This window comes from Lutibacter sp. (genome assembly GCF_030692605.1).
GTDB lineage: Bacteria > Bacteroidota > Bacteroidia > Flavobacteriales > Flavobacteriaceae > Lutibacter.
Genome location: NZ_JAUYUD010000085.1, coordinates 39,392 through 56,693 on the forward strand (window position 1 = coordinate 39,392; position 17,302 = coordinate 56,693).

Below are 17,302 nucleotides of genomic sequence, written 5' to 3' on the forward strand. Positions count from 1 at the left end.
TAATGCAAGACGATATAAAAAATAATAAAAACAATTTTGTTCCCCCTTTGGGGGCTAGGGGGCTAAAACTTTCTGGATTAGAACCTTTGGTAATTACTCCTGAAAGTAATTTTATAAATGTTGGTGAGCGCACGAATGTTGCAGGCTCTCGTAAATTTTTACGTCTAATAAAGGATGAAAAATTTGATGAAGCCTTGGCAATTGCACGTCATCAAGTTGATGGTGGGGCTCAAATTATCGACATTAATATGGACGATGGTTTGTTAGATGGAAAAGAATCGATGGTTCGTTTTATGAACTTAATTGCTGCAGAACCTGATATTGCTCGTGTTCCTATAATGATTGACAGCTCAAAATGGGAAATAATTGAAGCCGGTTTACAAGTTGCTCAAGGAAAATGTGTGGTAAATTCTATTAGTTTAAAAGAAGGAGAAGAACAATTCATTTATCATGCAACATTGATAAAAAGGTACGGAGCAGCAGTAATTGTGATGGCTTTTGATGAAGTAGGGCAAGCCGATAATTATGAAAGAAGAATTGAAATTGCAAAACGTTCGTATAAAATATTGGTGGACATTGTCCACTTTCCTTCCGAAGATATTATTTTCGATTTAAATATATTTCCTGTAGCAACCGGAATGGATGAGCATAAACGAAATGCCATCGATTTTATTGAAGCCACACGTTGGGTTAGAGAAAATTTACCAAATGTTAGTGTGAGTGGGGGCGTTAGTAACGTTTCGTTTTCATTTAGAGGAAACGATGCAGTTAGAGAAGCAATGCATTCGGTTTTTTTATATCATGCTATAAAAGCAGGTATGAATATAGGAATTGTAAATCCTGCACTATTAGAGGTTTACGATGAAATTCCGAAAGATTTATTAGAACGTGTTGAAGATGTTATTTTAAATAGAAGAGACGATGCAACAGAACGTTTATTAGATTTTGCAGAAAGTGTAATAAGTACTTCGAAAGAACGCAAAATTGATTTGTCATGGCGTGAAAAACCATTACAAGATAAAATTACACATTCTTTGGTAAAAGGATTGGATGAGTTTATTGTTGAAGATGTTGAAGAAGCCAGAAAACAAGCTAAAAAGCCAATTGAAGTTATTGAACAAAACTTGATGATTGGAATGAATGTAGTTGGAGATTTGTTTGGTTCAGGTAAAATGTTTTTGCCACAAGTTGTGAAATCTGCTCGCGTTATGAAAAGAGCTGTGGCTTATTTGTTACCGTTTATTGATGCAGCAAAAAGCCCCCTAACCCCCAAAGGGGGAATTAAAACTACGCAACATTGGGAAACTGCCGATCCTTTGAATTACGGATTGTTAAAAGAGTTTGCCTTTAAGATGCGTAATGAACCGACTGATGCGGAAAGGATTTTATGGGGTGTTTTAAGTGGAAAAAAACTAGATGGTTATAAAATAAGAAGGCAACATATAATTGGGAATTACATTGCAGATTTTATTTGTTTAAAAACGAATTTAATTATTGAAATTGACGGATTAATTCATCAATTGCCAGAAAACAAAGATAAGGATGAGGTTAGGCAAAAATGGTTAGAAGATGAAGGATTTAAAGTTATACGTTTTACAAATAAAGAAGTTTTACTTAATCTTGATTTTGTATTATCAGAAATAACAAAAGCTTTAAAAGCTTCCCCTTCGGGGACAGGAGGGGCTGGTAAAATTTTATTAGCTACGGTTAAGGGTGATGTGCACGATATTGGTAAAAATATTGTTGGTGTGGTTTTAGCTTGCAATAATTATGAGATTATTGATTTGGGTGTGATGGTCTCTCCACAAAAAATAATTGAAACAGCAAAAGCTGAAAATGTAGACATAATTGGGTTGAGTGGTTTAATTACTCCGTCATTAGATGAAATGGTTTATTTAGCGAAAGAAATGGCACGGCAAAATTTTGAAGTTCCGTTATTGATTGGTGGTGCAACTACTTCAAAGGCACATACTGCTGTAAAAATTGACCCTCAATATAAAAACGCCGTTGTTCATGTTCACGATGCTTCAAGAGCTGTAACTGTAGTTGGTGATTTATTGAATAACAAAATAAATAAAAAATATATTGGTGATATTAAAGCGGATTATGTAAAAGTTCGTGATGGATATTTAAATCGGTCTAAACAGAAAGAATATTTATCGTTAGCTGATGCAAGAAAAAATAAGTTTAAAATTGATTGGAAAAACACAAATATTCCAACACCAAAGTATATTGGAACACAGGTTTTTGAAGATTTTGATTTAACTAAGTTAGTTGATTATATAGATTGGAGTCCGTTTTTTAGAACGTGGGAACTGGCAGGAAAATATCCTGCTATTTTAACTGATGAAGTTGTAGGTGAAGAGGCTACTAATTTATTTTCAGATGCAAAGTTGTTATTGGCAAAAATTTTAGACGAGAATTTACTAACTGCAAAAGCTGTTTTTGGAATTTTTCCTGCAAATACTGTTGAAGATGATATTGAAGTGTATGTAGATTCAACAAGAAGCGAGGTAAATGTTAAGTTTGTAACGTTGCGTCAACAACTAAAAAAGAAAGAAGGAATTCCGAGTATTGCATTGTCCGATTTTATAGCCCCAAAGGAAACGGGAATCAAAGATTATGTAGGCGCTTTCTGCGTATCAACAGGTTTTGGAACGGCAGAATTAGCTTCAGAATATGAAAAAGATCACGACGATTATAACTCGATTATGATAAAAGCGTTGGCCGACAGGTTAGCAGAAGCTTTCGCAGAATATTTGCATAAAAAAGTAAGAACCGAATATTGGGGCTATACTTCAAAAGAAAAATTATCTAACGAAGAATTAATTAAAGAAAGTTATAAAGGAATTCGTCCTGCCCCTGGTTATCCTGCTTGTCCAGATCATACAGAAAAGTTGACAATTTGGAAATTATTGAGTGTAAAAGAAACCATTGGAGTTGAGCTAACAGATAGTTTAGCAATGTGGCCTGCAGCATCAGTCTCAGGCTATTATTTTGCAAATGAACACGCTAAATATTTTGGTTTAGGAAAAATAACAGAAGAACAGGTTAAAGATTTCTCAATTAGAAAAAAGATGGTTTTAGCAGAGGCGAAAAAATGGTTAATGCCTAATTTGGCTGAATAAGCCCCCTAACCCCCGAAGGGGGGACAGAGCGTAAAAGAAATGTTCAGTGAACATTTTTAGCGATAGGGCAGCTGGCGAGATGGGTTTTAAAAGGCAAAAGAATGAATTCCCCTCTTGAGAGGGGTTAGGGGTGTGTTTTTATTGAAAGTTTTTAAGATTAAATGCAAGTATAAAAAAATAGGTTGCGTTAGCGATTGAAGTGGCATCCTTTTTAAATTTGACAAACGTCATTACGAGGAGTGTGTGACGAAGTAATCTTTTGATTTAAGCAGATTGCCACAAACTTAAAAAAGTTTTCGCGATGACAATTTTAAAAATAGTATTGGAAATCGAAGCCGTTGCAAATCATAATTCGTAATTATAAAATTTAAGATTAGTTTGCATTAGCGATTGAAGTGGCGTCCTTTTTTGGAGTGCAACAGAAAAAAAGATATAACGGAAAGCGCGACCTGAAAGGGAATGCCCAAAATAAATTATCAAATGATAATTAAAAATTTAAAACGTATTAATTTCCTTCCTCATTGGAAGGATTAAGGATGGGATAAAAATGAAAGTAACAGAACATATAAAACAAGCAAACGGAAAAACATTGTTTTCTTTTGAAATTGTACCTCCTCAAAAGGGGCAGAACATACAAGAATTGTATAATAACATCGATCCGTTAATGGAATTTAAACCTCCATTTATAGATGTAACTACATCGAGAGAAGAACATATTTATATTGAAAAAAGCGGATTGTTGGATCGGAAAATAACAAGAATGAGACCTGGAACTGTAGGAATTTGCGCATCATTAAAATATAAATATAATGTAGATGCAATTCCTCATGTATTGTGTGGAGGTTTTACCATGGAAGAGACTGAATATTTGTTAGTCGATTGTCATTATTTAGGATTAGATAATGTAATGGCTTTACGTGGTGATGCCATGAAACACGAAACGTATTTTACAGCAACAAAAAATGGTCATCAATATGCTTCTGAGTTGGTTGGTCAAATTAAAGATTTAAACCGAGGAAAATATTTGCATGAAATTATTGAAACACCTTATAATTCTGATTTTTGTGTTGGAGTTGCAGGGTATCCAGAGAAACATATTGAATCTCCTAGCTTAGATTCAGATTTGAGAAGATTGAAAGAAAAAGTTGATGCAGGAGCCGATTATGTGGTAACTCAAATGTTTTTTGATAATAAAAAATATTTTGATTTTGTTGAAAAAGCTCGTGCTATTGGTATAACAGTACCAATAATTCCTGGAATTAAACCTATTGCAATTCATAGACATTTACAAGTGCTTCCTCAGGTTTTTAAATTAGATTTACCTGAAATATTGGTAAATGAGGTTGAGAAATGTGAAACAAACAAACAAGTGAAAGAAGTTGGCGTTAGATGGGCAATAGAGCAATGCAAAGAATTGATAGCTAATAATGTGCCCGTGGTTCATTTTTATTCAATGGGCAAGTCAGATAATATTAAGGAGATAGCTTCAGCAATTTTTTAAGATTACTTTTGTTAATAGAATTATAAATAAAAGTAATGTTTAGTCGATGAAATTGGTTAATTATTTGTTTACTTTTGTATCAATTAAAATCGAAATAATAATTAAAAACATATAGTATGGCTTTAGAAGTTACAGATGCAACATTTGAAAAAGAAGTATTACAAGCAACTACACCAGTAATGGTCGATTTTTGGGCAGCTTGGTGTGGACCTTGTAGAATGGTTGCTCCAATCATGGATCAATTAACAGCTGAATATGAAGGTAGAGCTTCAATTGTTAAGGTTGATGTTGATGCTAATCAAGAATTTGCTGCAAAGTACGGTGTAAGAAATATTCCAACTGTTTTAGTGTTTAAAAATGGTGAAGTTGTTGAAAAACAAGTTGGAGTTGCTCCAAAAGCTACATACGCACAAAAAATAGATGCACATTTGTAAAATGTAAAATTTTACTAAATTTTTTAAGGCTTGGCAATTTGTCAAGCCTTTTCTTTTAAAATAGTATATTTACAATTAGTTGTCCGTTTAAATGAAAAGCATAGAAACTAAACATATATCTGATTTTAATAACTTAGAATTGCTTGCAAAACAGGTAGTTGAAGGGTTTATTACCGGAATGCACAAAAGCCCTTTTCACGGTTTTTCTGTTGAATTTGCTGAGCACAGATTGTATAATAACGGAGAAAGCACCCAACATATTGATTGGAAATTATATGCTAAAACCCAAAAGAAGTTTGTAAAACGATTTGAAGAAGAAACCAATTTACGCTGTCATTTAGTTATTGATAATTCGGCATCAATGAATTTTCCTATTATTAAAAATCAATCGATTAAAAACCTGTCTAAAATTAGTTTTTCAGTGCTAGCATCTGCGGCTTTAATGGAAATATTAAAAAGACAAAGAGATGCCGTTGGATTGAGTATTTATACCAATAAAAATGATTATTTCGCTGCAGCAAAAGGAAGCGACAGGCATCGGAGAATGTTATTGGCTCAATTGGAAGTGATATTAAATGAAACTTCAAAATTAACTACCGATACTTATAAAGCGTTGCATGAAATTTCTGAAAAAATACACAGAAGGTCATTAATTTTTTTATTTACCGATATGTTTCAATCAGATAAAAAAGAGGAAGAATTATTTGAAGCATTAAGGCATCTTAAATACAACAAACATGAGGTTGTTTTGTTTCATACATACGACGGAAAATTAGAATTGGAATTTGATTTTGAGAATTCACCGAAAAAATTCATCGATGTTGAGACTGGTGATGAAATAAATTTATACGCACATTCGGTTCAAAAGGAATATAAAATAGCTGTAGAAAACTATTTTAAACATTTAAAACTGAAATGCTTGCAATATAAAATTGATTATGTGCCAGTGGACATTCATAAAGGGTTTCATCAAATTTTAAGTGCCTATTTAATTAGTAGAAAAAGATTTTTATAATTAATTTTGAAATCTCTTTGCAAATACAAAAAACACAGTTATATTTGCATCCGCTAACAGCAACGGTTTGGTAGTTCAGCTGGTTAGAATACCTGCCTGTCACGCAGGGGGTCGCGGGTTCGAGTCCCGTCCAGACCGCTTTTAAGAGTAAATTAAAACCTTAACAATCTTGTAATGAGAACGTTAAGGTTTTTTTTATTTTAAATGAATATGTTATTGTATATGCCTTTATTGTGTAATTAATTGATAACTAAAAATTCCACCTATCAGGAATAGAATTAAAATTTAATGTGGAATTGTTTTAGTTATTACCCAATAATGCGCTGTTGACTTTTGTAAAAAGCATCTGCTTGCAATTGTAAAATTTCACGTGCTTTTTGTTTTTTATAGTTGTATAATTCTTTCTCTTCGGCTAAATCATTATAAATTGCCTGATTAACAGCGGTGTCTGTTGCTAGAACTTTTTCGCGCTGATTTTCATTTTGTGTCATCCAGGTTTTTACTGCATTTTCTATATCTTGTAATTTATAATCATACTCACCTTTAGGAGCAATTAATTTTGAAAAAATAGGTGATGTTTCAATTGCTAAGAACAATAAGAAAATAAAAAATGAAGGCAGCCAAGGCAATTTATTCAAGGCATTTATTCTTGCCATTAATCCATCAAAACTATCAATTATAGGTTGTGTGGAAACCTCTTGTTTTGATTGTTGCGTTGTTAATACAAGTATTTGACTTTCTTTTGCTGCAATTTTGACTTTGTTTTCAGTTTTTATTTGTTGTAAAGCGGCTAATGCAGCATCATGCTTTTCACGTTTTTCTTTGTAAACGGGTCCTTTTCCTAACAATTTAGTTCCTTTTCTTCCTTCTGCTTCAGCAATATAAGTTTCATATAATACATTTGTTTCTGCTTCTTTAGTGTCAATTTCCTTTTTTAGGCTTATTATTTCATTTTGCAGTGATGTAATTCCAGGGGTGAATTGGTTTGCTATTTGTTCGTTATTTGCCAGCGTTAATTTGTTTTTTTGGGTTAACAAAACGTGATTGATTTCTTTTTCAAATAGTTTCATTTCTAAAGGTTTTGATATAACCACCGCAATAATAATAGCCAACAAAATTCTAGGCGTTGCTTGCCAAATTTCTTTCCATTTAGAATCACTTTTTTTGATGGTAGACACAATAAATCGGTCTAAATTAAAGATTAACAATCCCCAAACCAAACCAAATGCTATGGCTACAAAGTAATTGTCAAATACAGTAAATAGGGCATAACTTGAAGCTATAAATGCCATAACTGCAGTAAAAAAAACAGTTCCGCCAATGCCAGCGAATTTAGTTTGTTCAGCTTTTGAGCTGTTTTGTAATATATCGGTATCCGCGCCTGAGCACATCCAAAAGAATTTTTTAAGCATAACATAGTAGTTTGTAATGCAAATAACGTAAAATATTAAATCTTATTTTATTAGAGTAGTGTTAAAATTTATAGAGTAAATAATTAATAACTTGTTTTATGATGGTTTATTGCGTTAGGGTTGGAAGTGAAAAGTTCACAGCAATGTACGAGAACATGCAACGAACAGCTCGCCTGAAGGGAACGCCCATATTTGAAGAAAGGCATTAAATTTTTAAAATGTAATTTTGTGCCTTAAAATAAATTCAATGAGTTTATCTAAAGAATTAGAAACAAGAAGCGGGGCTAAATGCGAATTATGTAGTTGTGCAGAAAGTTTAAATGTTTATATGGTTGAAGCTCCAAATGGAAGTGAAGGCATTGTTGCTTGTACTATTTGTGTGGCTCAAATTGATAATGAAAATAAGATTGATGTAAACCATTGGCGTTGTTTAAATGATAGTATTTGGAGCACTGTTCCTGCGGTTCAGGTAATTGCTTGGCGAATGTTAATCCTTTTAAAAGCTGAAGGTTGGCCGCAAGATTTATTGGATATATTGTACTTAGATGAAGAAACATTGGCTTGGGCAAAGGCAACGGGTATTGGTGAAGATAAAAGTGATAATGTGATTCATAGAGATTGTAATGGCGTTATTTTGGAGGCAGGAGATTCTGTTGTTTTAATAAAAGATTTACCAGTTAAAGGATCGAGTATGGTAGCAAAACGAGGTACTGCTGTTAGACGGATTTCCTTAGATTACGAAAACGCTGAATATATTGAAGGTAAAGTTGATGGCATGCAAATAGTGATAATTACAAAGTATGTGAAAAAACTGATTTAATTATTCTTCTTTTTACAATAGAAAATAAAAAAAAACTCCTCAATTTTGAGGAGTTTTTAACAAATAAAGTGTTTTAATAAAAGTTAAAAAATGGAACTAATTATAAATCCAAAAAAGGAATGTTAGCACGCCAAGCGCAACTGGAAATAGCGGTACGTTGTTTGCTAGTTATTTGTCTGTCTAATTTCCAATAATAGGTTAGTTGGGCAACACGAGTTACAAATTCACTATGAAGTTCTCTGTAATTATCACCATTGTATTGTGCATTAATTTCAGCAATTAAGGCATTTATTTCATCTGCCATAGTAGCCCCACAATTACGCGTTAATTTATTTTTTACACCTAAATTACAACCACCAAATTCAAGGTATTGTGAAAAATCAGAATATTGGTATGGATCTTTTGAATCTGGGCAACCGTCACAATCTGAGTCTAAATTAACTATTTTGATATCATCAAATTCTATTTGAGCAGGTCCTGAAAAATTTTGTGGAATTGATTCTAAAAAATAAATTCTAACAGTTGAATTAACATAACTTGAAAGATTAACAGTATGTTGCTGCCAACCGGTATCTCCAGTTGGGTTTTCATTTTCATCACCAGTAGAAAAACTATAAAGGGTTTCTAAAAGATTATTGTTTTCAGGATCTCTAATTTGCACTTCTAGTGTTCTAGAGATGCTAAATTGCTCTTCTAGATTTATATAATCCCATTGAATTCTATCCATCCAACTTAAACTAGGCTCACAACCATCTATATAAACATCTTGATACATAGTAAAAGTCATAGGTCCGCTACCATCAAAACCATTCATTGCCACATAATTACCATCTTGAGGCTGAGTTTCCTCAAATCCAAAACCTACTCCATTTTCATATCCAGTTACAACCCATGGGTAAAATGGTTCAGAATCTACATCCACATTCCAACCTGAAAAATCTCCAGATTCAAAACTTCCATTATAAATTTGATTGGAAATTTCAAAGATATTTAACAAATTGTTTGAAGTCATTTTTTTTCCAAGAATTTCTTTGGAATTTGTAGGTGGGTAATTAAAATTCTGCTCATTGAGTTTTGAATTTTCAGGCAAGGTAGTTGTTTCTTTTTCACAACTTACCATAATAGCTGCTATAAAAAGCAGGTAATACATTGTTTTAAAATGTTTCATAGTGTTTAATTTTTGTTAATATTAATTTTAATAATAATTGATACAAATTAGAATAAATTAAAAACAGTACTATTGTTATTTAACAATAGCAATTGAAAAAAATATATGGGGTTTAATTTGGGGTTAAAAAAATCAGGTAAAATAAAATTTTCACAAAGAAAATAAAAGCAATTATTTATATAAATAACTTAAATATACAATTATTTTATGAATTACAAAAAAAAACTCCTCAATTTTGAGGAGTTTTTAACAAATAAAGTGTTCTAATAAAAGTTAGAAATGGAACTAAATTTCCTCCCAAAAAGGAATGTTAGCACGCCAAGCGCAACTGGAAATAGCGGTACGTTGTTTGCTGGTTATTTGACGGTCTCTTTTCCAATAATAGGTTAGACCAGCTACTTTTTTAACAAATTCTTCGTGTAGCTCTTTGTAATTATCGCCATTATATTGTAAATTAATTTGTGCAATTAAATCTTCAATTTGATCCATCATTGTTGAACCGTTTTTAACCAGTACATTTTTAACATTAGGGTAGCAACCTCCAATATTTATAAATTCGCTCATATCAGAGTTTGGATGCGCATCATTTTCATTCAATACGCCATCACCGTCAAAATCAGTATTATTTACAAACATTAAATCTTTAATGCTTGAATAAGAGCCTGTTGGGTGTAATAATAAATTAGTTTCCTCAGTTGCTAAATCTATAGTATAAATAATATTACTTCCAAACGTTCCAGATGCTATTAACTTATCGTTCCCAACATATTCTATTGCTTGCCCATTGTAACCACTAAAAACAGGTGTGTCATATGAAAACATTTCGGTTACCAAACCTGTAGGGATGTCAATTGAAAACAATCTAACTGGACTGTTACCCAATGCATAAATTAATTGGTTGTTGTCATAGTCATAAGTTAAACCTACAGAACCACCTGATAGAACCGTGCTAAATGCGCTCATTGATTGAGATGTTATATTATAAGCATTAACTTCTCCATTTTTAAATACAAAATAGAGTGTGCCATCATTACCAAAAGTTAAATCTTGCGGTAAGCCATTAACGCCCACCGAAACAATTTGCCTAATTAATGTTGAAGCATCCGTGTTTTTATTATATGTATAAAGATACCTGCCTTCACCTGGTCTATCAGCTAATAAATAAATTAACCCATCTCTATAATTGAAGTCAAAACCATAGTTATTCGCAATACCGGTACTCCCTGTAAAATCTGAATTTAAAATAATCTCGTCAGTGGTTGGATTATAATTATATAAAGCAATATTGTTACTTGAATCCCAGGGGGCCAATGCATATAAATCACCTGCAGGAATATCTAATGACCTTGCACTTAAATTTCCTTTTAAGGAAGATTGAATAGAAGATTCCGAATTTTCAAGTAACGTAATTGTTTCTTTTTCACAACTTACCAAAATTACTGCTATAAAAAGCAGGTAATACATTGTTTTAAAATGTTTCATAGTGTTTAATGTTTGTTAATATTAATTTTAATAATAATTGATACAAATTAGAATAATTTAAGAAATGTACTATTTTTATTCAACATATAAATTGTTCTAATATAAGTTTAAAAATGGAACTATTTATCCTCCCAAAAAGGAATATTAGCGTTCCAAGCTGCGTTCGAAATTGTAGTTCGTTGTTTACTGGTTATCTTTCTTTTTAGTCTCCAATAATAGGTAATTTGAGCAACACCAGATACAAATTTTTTGTGCAAAGAATCATAATTATTACCTGTATATTCAGCATTAATGCTACGTATTAATACATCAATTTCATCTGACATAGTACTGCAAGATTCAAGTTTGTTTAAAACACCAGTATTAATACCTCCAATAATTATTGTTTCGGTCATTATCGAATGTGGAGAAGGATCTTCTTCGTTTAAGCAACCATCTCTATCAAAATCGGTGTTATTACATGTACCAAAAGATAAATTATCAAGAACTTCTGCATCTCCAGTTTGCGAGTTTAATGTTATTTTAGTAATTGGCTCAATAGATTGAACCCCAAAAAAAGCTTCTTCTCCAAAATGCGTATAAGGAGCTGAAATTGTAAATGAACCTATAAGTCCTGAATTTCCAAAAATTTGAATATCAATATTTCCAGAACCTGACCATAAGGATAAATTCATACTTACTGTATAAATGTATGGCAAACTAATGTCAATATTTAAATAATCGACATAGTAGTTTGCTACAATTTTAAAAGTAGAATTTATTGAAGGTATATATAAGGAATTTTCACGATTAACATCAGTATAAATTGAAATGCCAGATTGAATCTCACCAGGAGAGTACAAATCATTATCAGTATTTTCATTTAAGGGATTGCTAATTGTATTAATACCAAAAGGGTTTGTAGGTTCAAAATTTTCTAAAGTTAAATTGTCACAGCCATCGTTTAAAAATTCTTCACGATCTGTATAAAAAATAAGACCAGATTCTTCGTCAATGATTTTTGAATTCAGTTGATCGTTGCTGCTTTTTTGAGTTGGCAGAATCGCTCTGTGAGCATTAAAATCAAATCCAGCGTCAACCATTTCGCTCACAGATTTAAATTCTAAAATGTCTTTTTCCTGCTCATTGAGTTTTGAATTTTCAGGCAAGGTAGTTGTTTCTTTTTCACAACTTACCATAATTACTGCTATAAAAAGCATGTAATACATTGTTTTAAAATGTTTCATAGTGTTTAATGTTTGTTAATATTAATTTTAAAAATAATTGATACAAATTAGAATAAATTAAAAAAAGTACTATTGTTATTTAACAAATAAATTGTTCTAATACAAGTTAAAAAGGGCACTATTTATCATCCCAAAAAGGAATATTAGCGTTCCAAGCTGCGTTCGAAATTGTAGTTCGTTGTTTACTGGTTATCTTTCTTTTTAGTCTCCAATAATATGTAATTTGAGCAACACCAGTTACAAATTTTTTGTGCAAAGAATCATAATTAGCACCTGTATATTCAGCATTAATACTACGTATTAATACATCAATTTCATCTGCCATAGTACTGCAAGATTCAAATTTGTTTAAAACGCCGGTATTAATACCTCCAATAATTATTGTTTCGGTCATTATCGAATGTGGATAAGGATCTTCTTCGTTTAAGCAGCCATCGTTATCAAAATCGGTGTTATTACATGTACCAAAAGAAATATTATCTATTCCAATTGAACTATAAGGTATTTCAGAATGTAATATAATTTTTGAGATAGATTGGTTGGAAGAAACAGCCCAATAAAAACCATAATTAGTGGTAGGAAATACAGAAAATTCACCAATTAAGTTATTAGTTATCCCATAAATTTCAATAAACACGTTGCATTCATATCCATTAAAAACATACATGCTCGCTTCAGTAACATTATTTTCAGTAAAATTAATTACAAAATTTGTATCTAAATAGCCATCACCATTAGATCTTAGTATATAAGATGGACCGTATTGCGTAAAATAAGAATTTACATACAATCCCCAATTTGGTACCCAATTTATGTTTGGAGCTATTTCAAAAGTAACTCCAGAAATAATTCCTCCAGGTGAAAAGCCAGAATTAGAATATTGATTTAAGAAGTTGCTAAATCCGCTTTCTAAAATTAAAGCATCTTCAAAATCTTCAGTTGGTAAGTCATTACAACCAAACTCTTCTTGAGTAAAATAAAATTGCAATCCATCATTTGTTACCCTCTGAAAAAGTGGTTGTGAATTGTTGTTTATTTCTGAATTTTCTGGTAATAAAGTTGTTTCTTTCTCACAGCTTGTATGAAAAGTTACCATTAATAAAATGGCACAAAAAAAGGATAATCGTTTCATAGTACTTAAATTTAAAGTTTATATAGATAATTCTAGAACTTCGTAAGAAATAGAGGCTACAAAAAGAATTTTTGTGATAGAAAGTGATAATGGAAGTAAAATCTTTTTCAAAACAAACATAATCTTATTTTTTTTAATAATAATAATTTTAATAAAAACAGGGGTACATTACTAATTTCGATTTATTTCAATAACTAGTTAAATGAAAATTCAAAGGAGTTGTATTACAAATGTAATGTTGGAATTATTCATCGTAACATAGCTTAAATTTAGTTAATTATTTTCAGATTATTGTAACTTAAGGCACATATTTTTTTGGCTTTAAATTAGATTTTTTTATACTTGGTTATTAAAGTATATTCAAAATTGTTGATATTTTAACAGTCAAGCATTAATGCAACATCAAGCAATTGCCATTACATAATAATTAGTTATTTTCGCATATAATTATACAACAACATATTTTAGCAAATGAAAGGAATAATATTAGCTGGAGGTTCTGGTACTCGTTTATATCCAATAACAAAAGGCACTTCTAAACAGTTATTGGCAATTTACGACAAGCCAATGATTTACTATCCACTTTCTGTTCTTATGTTAGCTGGCATACGCGAAGTGCTTATTATTTCAACACCACAAGATTTGCCTAATTTTAAAAAATTATTTGGTGATGGAATAGCTATTGGAATGCAATTTAGTTATGAAGAACAACCTTCACCAGACGGACTGGCACAAGCTTTTATTATTGGAGAAAAATTTATAGGGGATGATGATGTTTGCTTAATTTTAGGTGATAATATTTTTTACGGTGCAGGAATGGATAAATTGTTAGAAAGTGCAGTTAAATCTGTAAAGGAGGAACGAAAAGCATCCATTTTTGGCTATTATGTGCAAGACCCGGAACGTTATGGTGTTGCGGGGTTTGATGCCAATGGAAATGTGAATAGTATTATTGAAAAGCCAACAAAACCAAAAAGTAATTATGCCGTGGTAGGATTGTATTTTTACCCTAATAATGTTGTTGAAGTCGCCAAAAGTATAAAACCTAGTAAAAGAGGCGAATTAGAAATAACATCTGTTAATCAGCATTATTTAAATGAAGGAAATTTAAAAATGGAAATGATGGGCCGAGGATATGCGTGGTTAGATACGGGTACACAAGATTCCTTATTAGAAGCCTCAAACTTCATTCAAACCATAGAGAAACGTCAAGGGTTAAAAATAGCTTGTATAGAAGAGGTTGCATATCAAAATAAATTTATTTCTAAAAAACAATTACTAACCTTAGCGGAAGCGTATAAAAGTAATGAGTATGGTGTTTATTTAAGTCGAATCGCAAAATCTAAATAAGTGAAATTTAAAAAAACAAACATACCCGACGTAATTTTGTGTGAACCAAAAGTAATTTTAGATGAAAGAGGTTACTTTTTCGAATCATTTAAAATGGATATTTTTGAAGCATTTATTGGTTATAAAGTAAATTTTTTGCAGGATAACGAGGCTAAATCTTCAAAAGGAGTTTTAAGAGGTTTACATTACCAAGACGAACTATTTTCTCAGGCAAAATTGGTAAGAGTAGTTCAAGGCAAGGTTTTAGATATCGCTGTAGATATTCGAAAATTTTCGCCAACATTTGGTAAGTACATTGCACTAGAATTAAGTGGAGAAAATAAATTACAATTATTTATTCCAAGAGGATTTGCTCACGGTTATTTAGTTTTAGAAGATGATACAATTTTTAGTTATAAAGTTGATAATATGTATAATAATTCCTCTGAAAAAGGAATAATATACAATGATAAATCATTAAATATTGATTGGAATTTCCCTGAAAGCGAAATGATAATTTCAGAAAAAGATAAAATTTTACCTTCATTTTTGGAGGCCACTTATTCTAAATAGTTTGAAAGAAAGAATAAACTTACTTGTAACGGGTTCAAATGGTCAATTAGGACAAGAAATTAGAGAATTGGCTTCAAATTTTCGAGGTTATAATTTCTTTTTTACTTCAAAAGCCGATTTAGATATTACTGATTTTCATGCTGTTGAAAATTTCATTTCTCAAAATAAAATAAAAGTTATTATAAACTGCGCTGCCTATACTCATGTGGATAAGGCGGAAGATGAAGCGCATTTAGCTCAAAATATAAACCACTTTGCAGTTAAAAATTTAGCTCAATTAGCTCAAAAAAATCAAATCAAGCTCATTCACATTTCTACAGATTATGTATTTGATGGAAATTCTGAAATTCCATATACGGAAAGTGCAGCAACAAACCCACAAAATGAATATGGTAGATCTAAATTGAACGGTGAAAATGCCATTTTAGAAATAAACCCAGCAAATTCTGTAATTATAAGAACTTCATGGCTGTATTCTAGTTATGGAACTAATTTTGTGAAAAACATCATTAAATTGGCAAAGGAGAAGGATGAATTATCGGTTGTTTCAGACCAAATTGGTTCTCCTACTTACGCAAAAGATGTAGCAAGTTTTATTTTAAAAATTCTTCCAACGATTTCTAATAATAACGTTGAAATTTATCATTACACCAATTATGGGAGTTGTAGCTGGTTCGAATTTGCATCAGAAATTGTAAAAAATACAGCTTTGAAATGTGTAATTGTGCCAATTTCAACAGTAGAATTTAATGCAAAAGCCTATCGCCCAAAATTCAGTTTATTAGCAACAACTAAAATTAAAAAAATAGGCAAAGTCTCTATTCCAAATTGGGAAACTTCTTTAAAAAATTGCATAAAAAAATTGAATTTAAGGTAGTGTCTTTTGGAGATTAGGATACTAATTACCTAACTGGTTTTTTGTATATTTGGAACTTTAAAATTAATAATCTGTAAATTAATACTCAAAACACTATGAAATCAATTTTAATTACAGGAGGTGCGGGATTTATTGGTTCAAATCTTGTTGAATATTTGGTTGAAAAATATCCAGATTATCAATTTACAGTGATTGATTCTTTAACATATGCAGGAAATTTAAAAAATTTGAAAGCTGTTAAAAAAGCACCAAATTTTACTTTTGTAAATGGCGATATTTGTGACAGAAGTTTGGTAGAGCGTGTATTTCAACATTATTACATTAATGGTGTAATGCATTTAGCGGCTGAATCTCACGTAGATAACTCAATATCTAATCCAGGAATTTTTATTGAAACAAACGTAAATGGAACGTTTAATTTGGTTGATGTTGCTTATAAATATTGGATGGAACAGCCATTTATGTTTAAAAGAGGATTCGAAAACAGCATGTTTTTGCATGTTTCAACAGATGAGGTGTATGGAACTTTAGGTGAAACAGGCTTATTTACTGAAAACACACCTTACGCTCCAAATTCACCATATAGTGCTTCAAAAGCAAGTAGTGATTTTATTGTAAGAAGCTATCACCACACGTATGGAATGAATACTGTTATTACAAATTGTTCAAATAATTACGGACCAAAACAACATAATGAAAAATTAATTCCAACGGTAATTAGAAAAGCATTGGCTGGTGAAGAAATTCCTATTTATGGAGATGGAAAAAATGTGAGAGATTGGTTATATGTTTTAGACCATTGTGTAGGTTTGGACTTAGCATATCACAAAGGAATAAGTGGAGAAGTTTATAATATTGGCGGAAATAATGAGCAAAATAACAATTACATTGCCAATAAAATTTGTGAGTTGTTAGATGAATTGGCTCCATTATCTAAAACGAGTTATAAAAATCAGATTAGTTATGTGAAGGATAGAGCTGGTCACGATTTTAGATATGCGATTGATGCTTCTAAAATTGAAAGTGATTTGGGATGGAAAGCAAATGAAAACTTCGATTCAGGTATTAAAAAAACAGTAGAATGGTATTTGAAAAAATATAAAAAATAGTTCTAGAAATCTATTAAGTTGAATATACTCTTGCTGATAAAAGGAGGTAAATTAATTTGTTTGTTAAAAGTAATTATTAAAAATGAAGTTTGAAAT

At 31.2% G+C, this 17,302-nt stretch carries 14 protein-coding genes and 1 tRNA gene; 10 read left to right on the forward strand and 5 right to left on the reverse strand.

The window, feature by feature from the left end; all coding sequences use genetic code 11:
- The first annotated feature begins 2 nt into the window (after positions 1-2).
- From Q8S45_RS08085 to Q8S45_RS08105, 5 genes are all read left to right on the forward strand, one after another.
- The gene (locus tag Q8S45_RS08085) at positions 3-3,128 is read left to right on the forward strand and encodes a vitamin B12 dependent-methionine synthase activation domain-containing protein (protein WP_305603423.1); all 3,126 of its coding nucleotides are present in this window, start codon (positions 3-5) and stop codon (positions 3,126-3,128) included.
- 547 nt (positions 3,129-3,675) lie between these two features.
- A complete protein-coding gene (gene metF, locus Q8S45_RS08090) occupies positions 3,676-4,629 on the forward strand; it encodes a methylenetetrahydrofolate reductase [NAD(P)H] (RefSeq protein WP_305603426.1) in 954 nt (317 codons plus the stop codon).
- Positions 4,630-4,745: 116 nt separating this feature from the next.
- Positions 4,746-5,063, forward strand: a complete 318-nt coding sequence (gene trxA / locus Q8S45_RS08095; RefSeq protein ID WP_305603430.1) for a thioredoxin — start codon at positions 4,746-4,748, stop codon at positions 5,061-5,063.
- 91 nt (positions 5,064-5,154) lie between these two features.
- On the forward strand, positions 5,155-6,078 hold the full coding sequence (locus Q8S45_RS08100; RefSeq protein ID WP_305603432.1) for a DUF58 domain-containing protein: 924 nt from the start codon (positions 5,155-5,157) through the stop codon (positions 6,076-6,078).
- A 64-nt stretch (positions 6,079-6,142) separates the two neighbouring features.
- A tRNA-Asp gene (locus Q8S45_RS08105) sits at positions 6,143-6,216 on the forward strand.
- A gap of 170 nt (positions 6,217-6,386) precedes the next feature.
- On the opposite strand, the gene Q8S45_RS08110 is transcribed toward Q8S45_RS08105, so the two are convergent.
- Positions 6,387-7,490, reverse strand: a complete 1,104-nt coding sequence (locus Q8S45_RS08110; RefSeq protein ID WP_305603434.1) for a DUF4407 domain-containing protein — start codon at positions 7,488-7,490, stop codon at positions 6,387-6,389.
- A 247-nt stretch (positions 7,491-7,737) separates the two neighbouring features.
- Between Q8S45_RS08110 and Q8S45_RS08115 the strand changes: the two genes are divergently transcribed.
- Complete coding sequence (locus tag Q8S45_RS08115) at positions 7,738-8,310, forward strand: alkylphosphonate utilization protein (RefSeq protein ID WP_305603436.1); 573 nt, start codon at positions 7,738-7,740, stop codon at positions 8,308-8,310.
- A 100-nt stretch (positions 8,311-8,410) separates the two neighbouring features.
- On the opposite strand, the gene Q8S45_RS08120 is transcribed toward Q8S45_RS08115, so the two are convergent.
- From Q8S45_RS08120 to Q8S45_RS08135, 4 genes are all read right to left on the reverse strand, one after another.
- Positions 8,411-9,478, reverse strand: coding sequence for a hypothetical protein (locus Q8S45_RS08120; RefSeq protein WP_305603438.1), 1,068 nt, complete (start codon positions 9,476-9,478; stop codon positions 8,411-8,413).
- A gap of 285 nt (positions 9,479-9,763) precedes the next feature.
- Positions 9,764-10,960 (reverse strand): hypothetical protein, encoded by a 1,197-nt coding sequence (locus Q8S45_RS08125; RefSeq protein WP_305603441.1) that lies wholly within the window; start codon positions 10,958-10,960, stop codon positions 9,764-9,766.
- A 119-nt stretch (positions 10,961-11,079) separates the two neighbouring features.
- A complete protein-coding gene (locus tag Q8S45_RS08130; RefSeq protein ID WP_305603444.1) occupies positions 11,080-12,186 on the reverse strand; it encodes a hypothetical protein in 1,107 nt (368 codons plus the stop codon).
- Positions 12,187-12,304: 118 nt separating this feature from the next.
- A complete protein-coding gene (locus tag Q8S45_RS08135; protein WP_305603447.1) occupies positions 12,305-13,318 on the reverse strand; it encodes a hypothetical protein in 1,014 nt (337 codons plus the stop codon).
- A gap of 471 nt (positions 13,319-13,789) precedes the next feature.
- Here Q8S45_RS08135 and rfbA point away from each other — a divergent pair, with 471 nt between their 5' ends.
- The 4 genes from rfbA to rfbB all read left to right on the forward strand — a co-directional run bounded on the left by rfbA (position 13,790) and on the right by rfbB (position 17,206).
- Positions 13,790-14,668: a glucose-1-phosphate thymidylyltransferase RfbA gene (gene rfbA, locus Q8S45_RS08140; RefSeq protein WP_305603449.1), complete on the forward strand. Its 879-nt coding sequence runs from the start codon at positions 13,790-13,792 to the stop codon at positions 14,666-14,668.
- A complete protein-coding gene (gene rfbC, locus Q8S45_RS08145) occupies positions 14,669-15,220 on the forward strand; it encodes a dTDP-4-dehydrorhamnose 3,5-epimerase (protein ID WP_305603451.1) in 552 nt (183 codons plus the stop codon).
- A gap of 1 nt (position 15,221) precedes the next feature.
- Positions 15,222-16,097: a dTDP-4-dehydrorhamnose reductase gene (rfbD, locus tag Q8S45_RS08150; RefSeq protein ID WP_305603454.1), complete on the forward strand. Its 876-nt coding sequence runs from the start codon at positions 15,222-15,224 to the stop codon at positions 16,095-16,097.
- 95 nt (positions 16,098-16,192) lie between these two features.
- Complete coding sequence (gene rfbB / locus Q8S45_RS08155; protein WP_305603457.1) at positions 16,193-17,206, forward strand: dTDP-glucose 4,6-dehydratase; 1,014 nt, start codon at positions 16,193-16,195, stop codon at positions 17,204-17,206.
- Positions 17,207-17,302 lie beyond the last annotated feature (96 nt).